Genomic DNA, 15,489 nt, shown 5'->3' on the forward strand with positions numbered 1-15,489 from the left:
GTGGAAAAGATATTGGAAGTTCTGAAAACTGTGGCGAGAAAAAAGTTACTTTTGATAATAGCCACGGCCGGTATTGCTGTTGTTCTGGTCGTTTTTTTCGGCTTAAAGATTTTCAGAAGAGTTTTTGTTGCAACTCCGGAAAAGGCTGCGAGTATTGTCACACAAGCTTTGACGATCTCGGTACCAGAAGGTGCATACAACAGACAAAAGAGTTTTGAGATAAAGAGAATAACGCTTTCAAATTTACATCCTCAGCTTTCAACAGTCTTTGTATCTGAGGTTTACGAGGTTTCTCCGACTGACAGAATAGAGGAATTTGCGATGAGACCTGTGGTGATTCGTTATCGGCTTCCGAAAAATCTTTATCTCGGCGAGGAGTATGGCAATGTGAAATTGGCTTACATTCCCAATTTGTCTGAGCCGATTTACAGGACTCTTGGCGGTGCTCATATAGATATGGATGAATCAGGTGCGTACGTTGAAGTCGAAGCCTTTCATGCTTCTGTGATTGGGATAATAGCAGATGTTCCGCAGAAGCAAAAGCTTGGTCTACAGTTGATCAAGGAAAATTCGAAAAGTGTTGAACCAGTTCTTTTGCTTGTCCCAGACATGGACAGGAACTTTCTTGGTTTTGTACCAAGTACTTTCAAACAGGAAATCAATCTGTGGGATGAGATTTTCCCAAATCGAACGATTATGTATTATGAATATCCAATAGTTAGCACGAAATCCAAATCGTACATGAATGGATTTCGGCAGTTCTCGCGTACAAGTACTTTGAGCAGTTACTTACTCTACGAAGCCGAAAAACTGGCAGCCGAGCTTATGAGATTGAAAAGCCTTGATTTTGACATCCTCGCTCATGGTATCGGCGGCCTGATAGCACGTTTGGCGGTCGAAAGACACCCAGAGATCAGAAATGTGAGAAAAATTGTCTTGGTGAGTACACCAAACAAAGGAACAAATGTAGTGAATCCAATCTACTTCGGGACGCTTTTCTTCGACAAACCCTCCAATATAGTTGCGACCAATTTCGGTTTGGACAGATCGATTGTGGATTCGATAAAGTCACATCTACTCTTCTATCTTGAATCCATTGGTCCAATCTACAGGGAAATCTCTGTGTCTTCTCAACTTCTCAATTTATTGGGCAGTCCCAGAAAAGACATAGAGTACTTGTGTGTTGCTGGAAATAGCCCACCTATGTCAATAAACGTTAAAGGAACACCAATCGAGATTTTTTATCCTGAGTTGGCTAGTGAGGTAGGTGATGGTGTAGTAACATTGCAGAGTGCGAAGATCGACGGAGTAGAGTTTTTTGTGGCGGAGGGTTCATTCTTTGATTGTTATCTCTCTTCAAGGTTTCAGGAAAAAATAAAGACTTTTCTGGCTTACCAGCCTCTGAAGATTCCGCAGTACAAAGCTGAGACATATCCAGAAAAAGTTTCTGGAGCGAGGGAGTCCGAAAGCATACAAAAGACCACACAATCCTTACAGATTAAGGTTCCGAATTCATTTACAGTTGCTCAGTTCATGAAAAGGACAAAGACTCTGCAGCTGCAAAATGCGATCGATATCTTTCAAGTCAACTCAAAAATTCTGATACAGCGTGATGATGGATTGTATGACATAGGTTCAAAACTTTTGTATAGAGGAGAACTTAGATATGCACATGTTGTTTCTGGCAAACTTGGTTTCTTCAGTGATAAGAGTGCTGTTTTGTATGATGGAAACAGATTTTCTCGAGTTGACAATGTGAACTTGCTCAACAACTTTGTAGATGTGTTGGTCAGTGATATCGGTATCTTCGGTGTGGCAAAGGAGAAGAAATTGGTATTCTATAAGTGGGAAAATCAGTGGAAAAGATTGGCTGATCTGCCGGGTGAGTATGCGAAATTTGTAGATGGTGATTTTCCACATTTACTCACAAATGAAGCTGTGTATGTTATCTCGAGTACTGATGGTTCCTTAAAAGAACTTTTGAATTCTTCACAGATAAATGCCAAGGGCAGATCAGTTGATTTCACAGCTTGTGTCAGAAAGGAAAATCTCTTGATTTTGGGTTTGAGGAGCTATTCAGTGGTTTTCTATGATCTTTCTACGAAAGCTCAGTTCATCGTTGCCGAAGGTTGGATAGATCCTATCTTCATGGGTTTTGGTGATAGATATCTCTTTATTTGTGGAAATTCTTCTGCCCTGCTCTTTGACCAAAAGAGTATGAATGTGAAGGGAGAGATTCACAAGTTCAACGGTACACTGAGAAAGATTTTACCGACGGCAAGGGAGGTTTACGCACTCGTAGACAGGAGGATAGAGGTCTATGAACTGCCTCAATAAGAGCAGGTTTTTGGTTGGATTTGTGGTAGTCTTGCTTGCAGTCTTGACCTATGGGGTTAACGAGTATTACACATCTGCTTTGAACGCTTATGCTTCAGAGAAGTACGAGCAAGCTTTACAGTGGTTTGAAAAGGCGATTCAGATAGAACCATCTTTGGAATCTTACGATAACCTGCTGAAATTAAAAATGGGTATCTGTGCATTTGCGATTGGCGATCTTCAGAAAGCAAAGGCGTATCTTGAACCGTACGAGAGGAGTAACCCTATCGCAGCGAAGATATTGGATTTGATTCGTCGAGGAGGTCAACCAACTGAGGAATGGATGGTTTGGATAAGGTCTAGAGTTTCCCAGACAACCTCCACTGTGACCTCACAGGAACCATCTAAGGAAAAGAGATTGCCTTTGTTCCTTGTACTTGGTGTCTTCACCCTTAGCTTTTCACTGACTTTTCTTGCCGTTTATTTTTTGAGGAAACGACACAAGAGAACTGTTGCAGCAACAAATGTTGAGGAACCCACCGTCGAAACCCTTGAGGCAAAGGTTGAAAACAGCATAGGTGAAGTTGAGAAACTCATTGAAGAGATATCTGTACAAGAAAACGCAACTACTGTTGCTGAAAACGATGAAAAACTCAAAGAAATCGAAGCCCAACTTGACTCGATAGTTCAAGAGATACTCTCCAAAGAACAGCCAAAGCAGACAGTGACTTTAAGTTCCCAAGAGGATCCATTTGAAATTCTAAAGAAGCTCGAAGAAAAGAATGCCTATGACGAAGAAGACGCGAAGATCTTATCAGATTTGATGCAAAAGATAATCAATACCCCGGAAAGATCAGAAGACGAGAGGGAACGGTAAAACTGTTGTCAACTATGTAGTAAATCCCTTCTCTATCAATGACTCTGCCAATTTTCGCGTATCCAAGGTTCTTCAAAAGAGTACCGCAAGGGAAGGTGTCTGATATCTCAACCTCAAAGCCAATTACGTCAATGTTCTCATAAACTCTGATTCTGTTTCCGAGAAAAAGTTCTCCATCGGTTTTGGTACCAGATGATTCCAGTGTGACTTGCACGATCACCTGTGAAGAGAAGATTGATTCTATCCAGGTCACTTGATTGTCTGAATTCCTGACGATCCCAACCAAGCGTCCTTTATCTGGGTCAACTGCCACGTCACCTGGTTTTGATTCGCCAACTGCAACGATGTATTCCCCTCTGAGACCCAGGACGACAAGGTCTCCCAAGGGAAGCTGTAATGGTTGATGAGATCTTTCTGAACCGTTCTGATTTAGAGAGATCTTAATACCTTCTACGACATGCGTTGCGAATATTCTGCTCTTGAATGGGATCACCGAGAGAGGATTTAGAAAGCGATACAAAATGGAACTTATGAACTGCGATGAAACCACATCGAGTGTAAAGATGAGTGCAAAAACAAACAAAAACGCGACCAACTGGTTAACTTGCCTGACAGGCATTCAGTCCACCTGCTGAAGTTTCTTCAATATTTCCACTTTGTCGAGAACTTTCCCAGCGCCTTTTGCAACACATGTCAGCGGATCTTCTGCTTTAACAACCTTAATTCCTGTTTCTTTTTCGATTAGCCTATCGATACCTCGCAACAACGATCCTCCACCTGTTGCGACTATGCCACGTTCAACGATATCTGTTGCCAATTCTGGTGGAGTTCGTTCCAACGTGGACTTTATGCTGTCTATTATGGCAGCTACTGGTACTGTTAATGCTTCACGAATCTCAGCTCCTCTCAAAACAGTTCTCCTTGGCAGTCCAGTGGAAAGATCGATACCGGTTACAGTTGTTTCAAGTGCATCGTATTCTTCGGCTCTGTAGACATTTCCTATTTCCATCTTTATCTTCTCGCCAGTTCTTTCGCCGATTGCTATTCTGTAGGTTTCTCTTACGTACTGAACGATTGCTTCGTCCATTTCATCACCAGCAATTCTTATTGAATCCCACACGACAATACTGCCGAGTGATATAACAGCAACCTCTGTTGTTCCTCCACCTATATCGACGATCATATTTCCGTTTGGTTCTTCAACGTCGAGGTCTATTCCTATCGCACTCGCCATGGGTTCTTCTATCAAGAAAACCCTTGAGGCGCCTGCTTCAAGACCAGCTTCTAATATGGCACGTCTTTCCACATCTGTTATTCCAATGGGTACCCCTATCACAATTCTTGGCTTGAGAAAAGAAATCGTCGGTTTGGTCTTCCCAATGAAGTATTTGAGCATTGAAAGTGCTACATCGTAATCGGCTATGACTCCATCTCTCAATGGGCGCAGTGCAATTATCGATGCGGGGGTTTTGCCAAGCATCATCTTTGCTTCCATTCCAACTTTTAGAACTTCACCGGTATCTGCGTTAATAGCAACTACAGATGGTTCATTTATAATGATTCCTTTTCCCCGTGCGTACACGAGTGTATTTGCTGTACCAAGATCTATACCAAGGTCACGTCTCATGTTCACGAAATCAGCCTCCATTGAAACGATTCAGCTTGATTTTATCACGAACTTTGAAAAAACAAAAGAACATGATAGAGTAATATGGCAAAAGGTGATAGCTGTGCTAACTAAGATTTTGATAGGCATAATTCTAAGCTTGGGCATGACCGGACTAATATCTTTTTTCGGTGCAAGAGAGACAATCATTGCAGCACTGAAGTCCATGAACATGGGGTTTTTCTTACTCGCTTGCTGTAGCTACATTTTTCTCGTATTTGTAGATGCCCTCAGGACAAAACTTCTCTTATCGCTGAATGGTGAGAAAGTCAGTTATCGGCTTTGTCTTCAAAACACGATACTGGGCCTTTACACCAGTGCCATCACACCTTTTTCAGCAGGAGGACAGCCTTTTCAAATCTATCATTTGGTGAAAAATGGTGTTCTAATAGAGCGTTCTTCAATGGCTATTGGAGTTAAGTTCATCACATCACTGTCTGTGATGATCAGTGGCTCTTTTCTTTTGCTCATCTTTGCTGGCAAGAGGATCATATCAGATGCTGGTTCGGCCTTTCTTGTGTACACGGGCTTGGTCTTGACTTGCAGCGCGTACTTGTTCTTTTTGTTGCTGATATTCTCCAAAACTTTCACTTACAAGATCTTCACATCGAAGCTTCTCACAAGGATATTGTCCCGAATAACCAGAAGAAATACAGAGGTGGTTTTCAAGAAAACTGTGGACTCTTTGACAAATTATTTCGACCTTTTGAAGAGCTTGTGGAATCGTTCCAAGCCTGTCTTGTTGCTGAACATAATACTTACGGCGTCAGAGATCTTGATCAGTGTGAGTATTCCCTACGTACTGATGGTGGGTTTTGGCATCAGATCGAATTATTTCGAGTTTTTGTGTGCGATACTGGTGATGACAATGGTTGTCTATTTTCTGCCGACGCCAGGTTCATCAGGTGGTGTTGAAGGCGCTTTCTACATGATGTTCAGAAATATGTTTTCAAAAGAGGTCGTAGTGGCAACTGTGATCACCTGGAGGCTAATCACTTACTACGCAATAATAGTTGCCGGATCGTTGATCTTGCCTAAGGTATTTCTTGATATCAAACAAACAAAGCAATCATAAAGGACAAAGCATAAGCTATACCACAGATCAGCAGGGCTTTCCAGCCCCTTCTGTTATGTCCTTTCATCTTCTCCTTTTCTTCGTTTTTCATTGCCCTCAAGCCTAGCTCAAAACTCAGGATTGCAAAGAGCAAAACTGCCGATCCTGCGAAGAAAAAGATATTCGAAATAGCTCTCAAAATATCACCTCTGATCGCATAATGTGCTGCACGTCATTTGTACCAATAGTTTTCGATTTCATGTCTATCCACATATGAGGGTTCAAAATGCATTCTTGATGTTCTGAAAACCCTCTCCAAATGTATAGCGTGCCTCACTGACTATTATAAAAGCGCTCTTATCTGTCTTTTTTATGAAAGAAATTAACTCTCCGAGTTCTCTCCTTCTCAAAACTATGAGTAGCATTTTCTTGTCTTGTTTGGTATAAGCACCTTGTGCGTTCAAATAGGTAGCTCCTCTCTTCAGTTGATAGAGAACAAAATCGGCTATTTGGTCGTTCTTTTTTGAAATCACGATTACTTGGGTTGAAGTTTCAATACCTTTCATCACAAAATCTATGGTCATACCGTTGATCACTATGGCAAGAATTGCGTACATACCGGTCTTTGCTCCAAAAGTGAACCCCGCGAACAAACCTATGACAAAATCAATCAGCAATAAAGTTGTGCCCATTGAAGAAGCAAAGTATCTATTGAAGATACGAGCGATGATATCAGTTCCGCCTGTCGAAGCATTTTGGGTGAAAGTGATTGCCATTCCGATAGCCGTTAGAACATCTCCAAAAAAGACAGCAAGCATCATGTCACCTGCTATGTACTTTGGTATCTTGATGAATCTATCAAAAAGATCGACGCAAAAAGTTATAAGAAAGGTGCAGTATATGGTTTTTGCGCTGAAATCAAAGCCTATGGTGATAAAGGCTATCAGGAACAGTGCACCGTTGATTATGTACATCCAAACACCTACTGGAAGTTTTAGCAGACCGTTCAACACCATAGCAAGACCACTTGCCCCACCTGCTGCTATATTGTTGGGTATCAGGAAGGCGACCAACCCAACAGCCGTTATGATAACACCAACGGTCGCAAGGACGTACTCCTTCAGAATAAGAGCCTTGTTCACAGACTCACCCCTTTTTTCAAGAAGATTCTACCATGCTTCACAGGATACAATTGCCTCTGAGTGTATGAGGACAAAATGGTACGATTCGCAGAGAAAAATCCTTTAAATGGGTGGTTAAACGGTAATAATCTCTATTTCTCACTCTTATTCACAGATAATTAGGAAAAATGACACTTGATTACTTCAGAAGAGTAGTGTATCCTATAATTAGCACTCGATAACTTAGAGTGATAATATTGGAGATCGAAAGGAGGTTTGTGTATGAAAGTAACACCGCTTGGTGAGAGACTTTTGATCAAACCCTTGAAGGAAGAGAAGAGGACCGAAGGAGGAATAGTACTGCCAGATTCAGCGAAAGAAAAACCCATGAAGGCAGAAGTCATCGCTGTAGGGGAAAAAGTTGAGAACATCGATGTAAAGGCAGGAGACAAAGTGATCTTTTCAAAGTATGCCGGTACGGAAATCAAGATTGATGATGTTGACTACATCATAATCGATGCGAATGACATACTTGCGAAGATCGAAGAGTGAAAGGAGGAGTGAGCGATGCCGAAACTTTTGAAATTTGATGAAGAAGCCCGCAGGTCACTTGAGAGAGGTGTCAATAAAGTTGCAGATGCAGTGAGAATAACGCTTGGGCCAAAGGGTAGAAATGTTGTTATCGAGAAGAGCTGGGGTTCTCCAACAATAACGAATGACGGTGTTTCAATAGCAAAGGAAATTGATCTTGAGGACAAATTTGAAAACCTCGGTGCTCAACTGGTAAAAGAGGTTGCTTCAAAAACAAACGACGTCGCTGGTGATGGTACAACAACAGCAACGGTTCTTGCACAAGCGATGATCAGAGAGGGACTGAAAAACGTAGCGGCAGGTTCAAATCCAATATTGCTCAAACGTGGTATCGATAAAGCAACAGAAAAAGTCGCTGGTTACATCAAGGAGAAATCGAAGAAGCTTTCTGGTAGAGAAGACATCGCCCATGTTGCAGCGATAAGTGCAAACAATGTTGATATTGGTGAACTGATTGCCGAAGCAATGGACAAAGTTGGAGAAGATGGCGTTATCACAGTTGAAGATTCAAAGACTCTTGACACCTATGTTGAGTTTACAGAAGGAATGCAGTTCGATAGAGGCTATATCTCACCGTATTTTGTAACAGATGCAGAAAAGATGGAAGTTGAACTCAAAGAGCCATTCATACTGATAACAGATAAAAAGCTCAGCGCGATCAAGCCGTTGATACCAATTCTTGAGAAGGTTGCACAGACAGGAAGACCGATTCTTGTAATCGCAGAAGATGTAGAAGGTGAAGCATTGACAACGCTCGTTTTGAACAAACTCAAAGGTACGTTGTCTGCTTGTGCCGTCAAAGCTCCTGGTTTTGGCGACAGAAGAAAGGCTATGTTGCAAGACATCGCGATACTCACAGGTGGCACTGTGATAAGTGACGAGCTTGGCATCAACCTCGAGGATGTTACGCTGGAAGATCTTGGAAGAGCAGACCTTGTTAGAGTGAAGAAAGACGACACGATCATCATCGGTGGCAAGGGTAATCCAGAGGAAATCAAGAAGAGAATAGCTCAGATAAAGTCTCAGATCGAGCAAACTACTTCTGAGTATGAAAAAGAGACACTCCAAGAGAGAATGGCAAAACTCGCTGGTGGAGTTGCCGTCATAAAGGTTGGAGCAGCTACAGAAACAGAGCTCAAAGAAAAGAAGCACAGAATAGAAGACGCACTGAGTGCAACCAGAGCGGCGGTCGAAGAAGGTATAGTTCCTGGTGGAGGAGTTACATTACTCAGGAGCAGAAAGGTTCTTGAGAATGTGTTGAAGGAACTCGACGGAGACGAAAAAGTAGGTGCGATGATAGTCTACAAATCACTCGAAGCTCCAATAAGACAGATTGCCGAGAACGCTGGCTACGATGGCGCTGTTATAGTTGAGAGAATACTTTCTTCGAAAGATGAGTCCTATGGTTTCGATGCACTCAAGGGTGAGTATACAGACATGTTCAGAGCTGGAATCATCGACCCAGCAAAAGTTACAAGAAGTGCTTTGCAGAACGCCGCTTCAATTGCAGGAATGCTTCTGACAACCGAAGTTTTGGTTGTTGAAAAACCTGAAGAGAAGAAAGAAGCACCAGCACCAATGCCACCTGAGTACTGATGATACAAATAGTTATTCAAAAGGAGGGCGTAAGCCCTCCTTTTTGTTTCATTTCCTACAGTTAGTGGATGAAAATCTATGTGCTAAGAGGGCGTCGGGCACTTTTGAACTTAGATGTATCTAAGTTCCATCTCAAGCTTTCTGAGTGAAATTATTCAAGTTATCGATGGCTTTTTATCTGTAGCAGAGCATTTTCAGCAATTCTTAGTTTTATGCATTTCGTATATTATATATTGGAACAAAAAGGGCGCCTACCAAGATCTTGGTGAAAGTGAGAGTTCATAATTGGCATAGGTCTAATGTTTTGGTACTGCTATACCTTATCTCTATGCAAGAACCCAGTTAGAGATTTTTCCTATGAAGAAAGAATTCTTGATGAATTCACAAAGATTCAGTCAATAACAATGAAAAAGATTTCAATCATGCTCAAGCAACTGTCTGTAATAAAAACCTCATTTGCGATGAATGAGAAATCACACAGGTATAGCTTACTTCTCAAGAAGTTGTACTGCTTTCCTCGGTTCGCTATCACTTCAGGATTCCCTCGACGAAAAATGCATTTTTATGACTCACCTTCAGTAATTTAACCTGCCAAATGATGAGTAATTCCCAATTTTGAAGCCTTATTTCCAATTTCTTTAGAGACCAGCTTTTATTGAGGTTGTAATCAAAGAACCAGATAGATACTGAGTTGATTCATATGAACAGCACAGTTGATGTATAATAATTGTGGTGCCACGATAGGCGGGGGGTTGGCGGTCCCCTGTACCCGAAAGCCGCCATAGCGGGGCTGAATTCCTATCTGAGGCTACTCGGGTTGGGAAACAGGTCGTGCTGAAGGCAACGAAGGTTGGGTCCTGTGCAACGGTGTGCCGTGAACCTGGTCAGGTCCGGAAGGAAGCAGCCATAAGCGGTCTTCATCGTGTGCCGCAGGGGTGCCTGACTGGAGCTGGAGGCACGACAATGCCCTGGTCTGGGTAAGTCGAAGGTAGGTTCGTGGCACCTTTTTTCTTTTCAAAGCCCGCAGAAGCGGGGAAATTTTTCTTGTAATAAATTAAAATTCTTGACAGTTCACAAAATAAACTATATAATCTCTGTGGGGGTGAGTGGATGGTTATGGATGCTGAAAGGATACTGAGATCTGTCTTTGATTTAGTTCTCACTTTTTCAAAGATGCTCACTTTCAACGGTGAGCTCGAGAATCTGAGAGCCATAGAGCTTTACCTTCTTTTATACATAGCGCAAAGAGGTTCACAGAGAATGAGTGAACTTGCTGAAGTGTTCTCGATGACGAAGAGCAATATAACCTTCTTGGTTGATTCTCTGGAAGAAAAAGGGTTGGTTGAAAGATCACGATCTAATGAAGACAGGCGTGTTATAAATATTTGCTTGACTGAAAAGGGCCGGCAGATGTACAACCAGGTGTTGGATGATTTTACCAAGTTGATAAGTCGAGTAACCTCGCAGATACCAGAAAAAGACCTCTCAATAATTTCAGAAGGTTTTGAAAGACTCTCGAGGCTCTTTCTGGCAGGTGAGTGACTATGATACTGGTGACAGGCGCAACGGGTCATCTTGGGAATGTCTTGGTGAGATCGTTGGTGAGCAGTCAGTTGAAAGTTCGTGCTATGGTAGCTCCGTTTGAAGATACAAAGCCTCTTGAAGGGCTTGAAGTGGAAATCGTGAGAGGTGACATAAGAGATGCCAAATTTGTCGAAAGCGCATGCAAGGGGGTTGAAAATGTCTATCACCTTGCGGCTGTCATATCTATTCTTGGAAAGAGGAAATCAGTATACGATGTGAATGTTGTTGGCACACAAAATGTGATTCAAGCATGCTTAAGGAATAAGGTACAAAAGCTTATCTATGTCAGTTCAATACACGCTTTCAGTGAACCAAAGTGCGGTTCGCTGATTGATGAGTCCGTTCCGATAGACCCAAAGAAAACAGTTGGTGATTATGCCAAATCAAAAGCAATTGCAACACTCGAGGTGCTAAGAGCGACAAAAGAAGGTCTGTATGCGGTTGTAATTTGCCCAACTGGTGTTGTGGGACCATACGACTGGCGTGTATCAGAGATGGGAAATCTGCTTCTCTTATACTCGAAGAATCTTTTGAGGGTTGGAATTGATGGTTCATTCGATTTTGTGGATGTGCGTGATGTTGTATCTCTGTTGATCGAAGCGTGCAAAAGAGCCAGAAATGGTGAGCTGTTCATAGCAAGCGGTGAATACATTACCATCAGGGCTTTCGTTCAAATCTTGCGCAAAATAAGGCCGGCAAGGTCTGTAGACCTTTTTCTACCGAGTTACATGGCATATCCACTTTCTATCTTTACCTCTGCTTACTACCTGGCAAAGAAGAGAAAACCATTACTTACACCGTACAGTGTTCACACGCTCACCAGAAATTATGTGTATTCAAGCCAAAAGGCTAAGAATGAGCTTGGATACAGTCCAAGGCCACTGTATGAATCACTGAAAGATGCACTCAGATGGTTTGAGGACAATGGATACATATCACCAGTCAGTTCTGCTCAGAGTTTTGTTGAACGATCTTCAGGATCCTGTCTTTGAGTTCCGATTCGTAATCTGGTTGTATTCTCTCATACTCCTTTTCAAACAAAGGAGAAGATATGAGAAAATCTGCCGTTGACCGCGTGATTGCAACTGGGATGTTGTAGACTGTTGCGATTCTTATCAGAGCTTTTATATCAACATCGTGTGCAAGAGGTTCGAGAGGATCCCAAAAAAAGATGAGAACATCGATTTCTCCCTCTGATATCTTCGCTCCTATCTCTTGATCGCCTCCGAGTGGTCCACTTTTGAATTTTCTCACCTTCAGTCCAGTCTTCTGTTCTATGAGCGTTCCCGTTGTTCCAGTCGCGTACAGCTCGTGTTTTGACAAAGTTCCTTTGTTGAACTGTACCCATTCGATCAAATCTTTCTTTCTTCTGTCATGTGCGATCAAGGCGATCTTCTTCTTGCCCTCCATTTTCATCCTCTTTTCCACCAACACACCCCCAAGTTTATATTACTCGATCATTTGTTCTTCCAAAACAACATTTGTTGAAAAAACTGTGTTGATGAGTTTGCGGTATATCTATTTCACAGTGAGCTTCAATGTGTCTTATTTTTTGTGTAATCTGTTCTTCAATTATCCTTGTTTTTCAGATGGTATGATTAGCAACAATAAATGTCATTAAGAATTTCTTTTCAGCCTATCTATCATGTTCTGTGCATCGCGTTTTTGGGAGGGCTCTATCTTGAGGATCAGTCGTGGTACTTCACTCATACCATTAGAACAGAAAAATGGTGTAGATCTCGTCATAGAAAATGAGATGATCCCAGATATAGTCAGATCAAAGAATAGGCTTGATAGTTCTGATTTTATCTGTGCCAGTAGACATTACGCACTGCTTGGGTTCATCAATCCACACACACATATCGGAATACATCGTCCTAAGGGTGAGAATAAAGACCATGGCTTTGAACTCACTGACCCTTTAACCCCGCACTTGAGTGTAGTCGAACGGCTTGATCCAATGGATGCTGTAGTTGTTTTCATTGAAGATCTCCTCAGCCCAAGATCGAGAGTAGAGACTGTGACAATCGAAGGGAAGATATTCTATCGCTATTCCTAGATCAAAAGGAGGTGTTTTCATGGCAAAGCGTTTTGTGGTTGTACTGTTTATTGCTGTGGTCTGCGCTTTTTTATTCGCCGCCGAAAAGCCCAAGAAAGGTGGAACATTGGTTATCGCACATTGGAGTGATCCTATTTCTTTCAATCCGGATGCAAAGACAGACGACGCAGGAAACGGTATCTACGGTTGCATTTTCAGCAAACTTGTTGCCTTGGACGCAGATTACAACGTAATACCAGATTTGGCAGAGAGTTGGGAGGTCTCTCCCGATGGACTAACCTACACTTTTCATTTGAGGAAAGGTGTCAAGTGGCACGACGGTAAGCCTTGCACAGCAGAGGATGCAGTATGGACCTTCAGCCAAATTAAATCACATCCAGAGGCACCTGCCTCAAAACACTTTGAGAAGGTAACATCGATTGAGGCGGTTGATGACTACACCTTGGTCTTTAGGATGAGTCAACCTCAGGCACCGTTCATCGGCTTCTTGGCTTGGTATGGAACTTGGGTTATGCCAAAACATATCTACGATATCACCAAAGATGGTTCGCCAGTTGATTGGATCGATAACCCCGCAAACCAAAAGCCCATTGGAACAGGACCATTCAAGTTTGTTGAGTGGGTCAAGGGTAGTCATGTTACTCTGCAAAAGAACGCTGATTACTTCATGGGAGAGCCATATTTGGACAGGATCGTTTTCAAGATAATTCCAGACCAAGATACCGCACAACAGGCATTACTCGCCGGTGAGGTCGATGTGAACAATAATGTTAGCAACGTCCACATTCCGATCTATCAGAAGATACCAGACATAGTTGTGCTTCAAAAACCAGCCCCCAGTAGGTATTACATGGGCTTCAACGTGGCAAGGCGTCCTTCACCATTCAACAACCCTAAGGTGCGTTTTGCTGCTGCCTATGCTTTGAACAGACAGGAGATCTTCGATAAGGCAATAAAGTACGGTTCTGTAAGCGATGGGTTCTATACCCCAGCAATTCCATGGGCTTATAATTCATCTGCGAAAGCGCCAAGCCAGGATATAAAGATGGCTGAAAAATTGCTCGATGAGGCTGGATACCCCAGAGGGAAAGATGGTTACAGATTCGAAGTAACCTTAGTCTATTTCCAGGGACAGGTATGGAGAGACATGGCAACGATTATAAAAGAACAACTGGACAAAGTCGGGATCAAGGTAAAATTGGAAGAATACGAAATAGCCGCTTACATAGAAAAGTGTTTGAAGGGTGGTGACTTCGACTTAACGGTTCTCAACGGATTCCAAGGCCCTGATCCTGATAACCTGAAACTGAGAGTGGGTACGGGTGGAGACATTAACGTAATGGGTTATTCTTCCAAAGAAGTCGACGAATTACTCGATAAAGGAGCAACTGTTTCAGAGATTAGTAAGAGACAGCAGTACTATTTCAAAGTTCAAGAAATTCTCGCCCAAGACCTGCCGTTCTACCCCATTGGCGAGGTTGCCGCCAACTATGTTCACAAAAAGTACGTGAAAGATATGCCTTACCAACTCACCGGAAAGATTGCTCTGAATAATTTCGCAAAGACTTGGTTGGACAAATAGTTCAAGCCACCCACTTGTGTGGGTGGCTTTTATTGATCAAGGAGGTGCACACCAAGCGATGGAGCATTTTGCTCGATATTTGATCCGGCGGGTTCTATCGGCAGTAATCTTAGTTTTTTTGGTTCTGACATTGAATTTTTTTATCATCCATTTGGCTCCAGGTGATCCAGTGACGATCATGGTTGGACTTGAGAACCCTTCAAAGCAGATGGTCGAAGCCTTGAAAAAAAGATATGGTTTGGACAGACCTTTAATTGTGCAGTACTTGGTGTATTTTGGAAATCTCTTGAAGGGGGATTTTGGCTACTCATATGTCTATGATCAGCCCAGTTGGGTTTTGATAAGACAAAGAATAATTCCAACGCTGACTTTAACATTGACGGGTAGTATTCTGGGTTTTCTGCTTGGCACCTACCTGGCGATACTCGTGAGTAAATTACAAAGAACTCGCGGTGATACATTGGTCTCAATCCTTTCATACATACTTTACGCGATGCCATCCTTTTGGCTTGGATTAATGATGATTTTGACCTTCTCAGCTAAGCTTAGATGGTTTCCCACCTCGGGGATGTTCAATCTTCGAGAGTCTTATCTTGGAGTGAGAAAGCTTTTGGACTTCTTACACCATCTTACTTTGCCTGCTGTTACATTGATTTTGCTGCAGACACCAGTTTTTTACAGAGTGACCCGAGCAAGTATAATTCAAAATTACAAGCAAGATTATGTGACTACCCTTTTGGCTGTTGGGGTAACAAGAGATAGACTGTTCAAGAAGTATGTCATAAGAAACGCGATCATTCCTTCTTTAACGATGCTTGGTATAACCTTAGGGTTCTCAATAACTGGCACAACGATCATCGAGACGGTCTTTGCCTGGCCTGGAATGGGGAGGTTACTCTTGGATGCGATATACAGAAGAGATTATCAGTTAATATTGGGTATCTATTTTCTTATGGCAGTTTTCATCAGCGTTGCCATGATTGTGACCGACTTGGTCATAGCCTTCGTTGACCCAAGGATTAGACTGACTTAGAGGTGGTCAA

The 15,489-nt window shown here is 42.3% G+C and carries 15 protein-coding genes and 1 other RNA gene; 11 read left to right on the forward strand and 5 right to left on the reverse strand.

The genetic code is table 11. From position 1 onward, the window contains the following. The gene (locus ACSFC1_RS00210) at positions 1-2,337 is read left to right on the forward strand and encodes an alpha/beta hydrolase (protein ID WP_435564130.1); all 2,337 of its coding nucleotides are present in this window, start codon (positions 1-3) and stop codon (positions 2,335-2,337) included. Further along, entirely contained in the window at positions 2,321-3,193 is an 873-nt protein-coding gene (locus ACSFC1_RS00215) for a tetratricopeptide repeat protein (RefSeq protein ID WP_435564131.1), read from the forward strand. The genes ACSFC1_RS00210 and ACSFC1_RS00215 overlap by 17 nt, the downstream gene beginning before the upstream one ends. Here the strand turns inward: ACSFC1_RS00215 and ACSFC1_RS00220 are convergent. After that, complete coding sequence (locus ACSFC1_RS00220) at positions 3,153-3,812, reverse strand: hypothetical protein (RefSeq protein WP_435564132.1); 660 nt, start codon at positions 3,810-3,812, stop codon at positions 3,153-3,155. The two genes, ACSFC1_RS00215 and ACSFC1_RS00220, sit on opposite strands and share 41 nt — an antisense overlap. Beyond that, positions 3,813-4,820, reverse strand: coding sequence for a rod shape-determining protein (locus ACSFC1_RS00225; protein WP_435565951.1), 1,008 nt, complete (start codon positions 4,818-4,820; stop codon positions 3,813-3,815). It abuts the gene before it with no gap. Here ACSFC1_RS00225 and ACSFC1_RS00230 point away from each other — a divergent pair. Beyond that, complete coding sequence (locus ACSFC1_RS00230; protein WP_435564133.1) at positions 4,819-5,934, forward strand: lysylphosphatidylglycerol synthase transmembrane domain-containing protein; 1,116 nt, start codon at positions 4,819-4,821, stop codon at positions 5,932-5,934. The two genes, ACSFC1_RS00225 and ACSFC1_RS00230, sit on opposite strands and share 2 nt — an antisense overlap. Here the strand turns inward: ACSFC1_RS00230 and ACSFC1_RS00235 are convergent. Next, positions 5,912-6,112 (reverse strand): hypothetical protein, encoded by a 201-nt coding sequence (locus ACSFC1_RS00235; protein ID WP_435564134.1) that lies wholly within the window; start codon positions 6,110-6,112, stop codon positions 5,912-5,914. The two genes, ACSFC1_RS00230 and ACSFC1_RS00235, sit on opposite strands and share 23 nt — an antisense overlap. A gap of 82 nt (positions 6,113-6,194) precedes the next feature. Next, entirely contained in the window at positions 6,195-7,055 is an 861-nt protein-coding gene (locus tag ACSFC1_RS00240; protein ID WP_435564135.1) for a YitT family protein, read from the reverse strand. Positions 7,056-7,316: 261 nt separating this feature from the next. Here ACSFC1_RS00240 and groES point away from each other — a divergent pair, with 261 nt between their 5' ends. From groES to ACSFC1_RS00265, 5 genes are all read left to right on the forward strand, one after another. Continuing rightward, a complete protein-coding gene (gene groES, locus ACSFC1_RS00245) occupies positions 7,317-7,586 on the forward strand; it encodes a co-chaperone GroES (protein ID WP_435564136.1) in 270 nt (89 codons plus the stop codon). A 15-nt stretch (positions 7,587-7,601) separates the two neighbouring features. After that, positions 7,602-9,221 (forward strand): chaperonin GroEL, encoded by a 1,620-nt coding sequence (groL, locus tag ACSFC1_RS00250; RefSeq protein WP_435564137.1) that lies wholly within the window; start codon positions 7,602-7,604, stop codon positions 9,219-9,221. A 735-nt stretch (positions 9,222-9,956) separates the two neighbouring features. After that, positions 9,957-10,221: signal recognition particle sRNA large type (ffs, locus tag ACSFC1_RS00255), an RNA gene on the forward strand. Positions 10,222-10,331: 110 nt separating this feature from the next. Continuing rightward, the gene (locus tag ACSFC1_RS00260; RefSeq protein ID WP_435564138.1) at positions 10,332-10,763 is read left to right on the forward strand and encodes a MarR family winged helix-turn-helix transcriptional regulator; all 432 of its coding nucleotides are present in this window, start codon (positions 10,332-10,334) and stop codon (positions 10,761-10,763) included. A 2-nt stretch (positions 10,764-10,765) separates the two neighbouring features. After that, positions 10,766-11,797 carry an NAD-dependent epimerase/dehydratase family protein gene (locus ACSFC1_RS00265; protein ID WP_435564139.1) on the forward strand — a complete coding sequence of 344 codons (1,032 nt, stop codon included), beginning with the start codon at positions 10,766-10,768 and terminating at the stop codon, positions 11,795-11,797. Here the strand turns inward: ACSFC1_RS00265 and ACSFC1_RS00270 are convergent. Next, a complete protein-coding gene (locus tag ACSFC1_RS00270) occupies positions 11,748-12,221 on the reverse strand; it encodes a methylglyoxal synthase (RefSeq protein ID WP_435565952.1) in 474 nt (157 codons plus the stop codon). The genes ACSFC1_RS00265 and ACSFC1_RS00270 overlap by 50 nt on opposite strands. 265 nt (positions 12,222-12,486) lie before the next feature. Here ACSFC1_RS00270 and ACSFC1_RS00275 point away from each other — a divergent pair, with 265 nt between their 5' ends. Genes ACSFC1_RS00275 through ACSFC1_RS00285 form a run of 3 tightly spaced genes read left to right on the forward strand, consistent with a single transcriptional unit; the run spans position 12,487 to position 15,479 of the window. Next, a complete protein-coding gene (locus tag ACSFC1_RS00275) occupies positions 12,487-12,864 on the forward strand; it encodes a hypothetical protein (RefSeq protein ID WP_435564140.1) in 378 nt (125 codons plus the stop codon). Positions 12,865-12,883: 19 nt separating this feature from the next. Then, a complete protein-coding gene (locus tag ACSFC1_RS00280) occupies positions 12,884-14,446 on the forward strand; it encodes an ABC transporter substrate-binding protein (RefSeq protein WP_435564141.1) in 1,563 nt (520 codons plus the stop codon). A 58-nt stretch (positions 14,447-14,504) separates the two neighbouring features. Further along, positions 14,505-15,479 carry an ABC transporter permease gene (locus ACSFC1_RS00285; protein WP_435564142.1) on the forward strand — a complete coding sequence of 325 codons (975 nt, stop codon included), beginning with the start codon at positions 14,505-14,507 and terminating at the stop codon, positions 15,477-15,479. The last annotated feature ends 10 nt before the right edge of the window (positions 15,480-15,489 follow it).

The sequence above is a fragment of the Pseudothermotoga sp. U03pept genome, from assembly GCF_051235805.1.
GTDB lineage: Bacteria > Thermotogota > Thermotogae > Thermotogales > DSM-5069 > Pseudothermotoga_B.

Bases quoted from the DNA above. Each gene is read 5' to 3' on its own strand.
- ACSFC1_RS00215 (WP_435564131.1), top strand. From the start codon at position 2,321: ATGAACTGCCTCAATAAGAGCAGGTTTTTGGTTGGATTTGTGGTAGTC.
- ACSFC1_RS00220 (WP_435564132.1), bottom strand. From the start codon at position 3,812: ATGCCTGTCAGGCAAGTTAACCAGTTGGTCGCGTTTTTGTTTGTTTTT.
- ACSFC1_RS00230 (WP_435564133.1), top strand. From the start codon at position 4,819: ATGTTCACGAAATCAGCCTCCATTGAAACGATTCAGCTTGATTTTATC.
- ACSFC1_RS00225 (WP_435565951.1), bottom strand. From the start codon at position 4,820: ATGAGACGTGACCTTGGTATAGATCTTGGTACAGCAAATACACTCGTG.
- groES (WP_435564136.1), top strand. From the start codon at position 7,317: ATGAAAGTAACACCGCTTGGTGAGAGACTTTTGATCAAACCCTTGAAG.
- groL (WP_435564137.1), top strand. From the start codon at position 7,602: ATGCCGAAACTTTTGAAATTTGATGAAGAAGCCCGCAGGTCACTTGAG.
- ACSFC1_RS00260 (WP_435564138.1), top strand. From the start codon at position 10,332: ATGGTTATGGATGCTGAAAGGATACTGAGATCTGTCTTTGATTTAGTT.
- ACSFC1_RS00265 (WP_435564139.1), top strand. From the start codon at position 10,766: ATGATACTGGTGACAGGCGCAACGGGTCATCTTGGGAATGTCTTGGTG.
- ACSFC1_RS00270 (WP_435565952.1), bottom strand. From the start codon at position 12,221: ATGAAAATGGAGGGCAAGAAGAAGATCGCCTTGATCGCACATGACAGA.
- ACSFC1_RS00280 (WP_435564141.1), top strand. From the start codon at position 12,884: ATGGCAAAGCGTTTTGTGGTTGTACTGTTTATTGCTGTGGTCTGCGCT.
- ACSFC1_RS00285 (WP_435564142.1), top strand. From the start codon at position 14,505: ATGGAGCATTTTGCTCGATATTTGATCCGGCGGGTTCTATCGGCAGTA.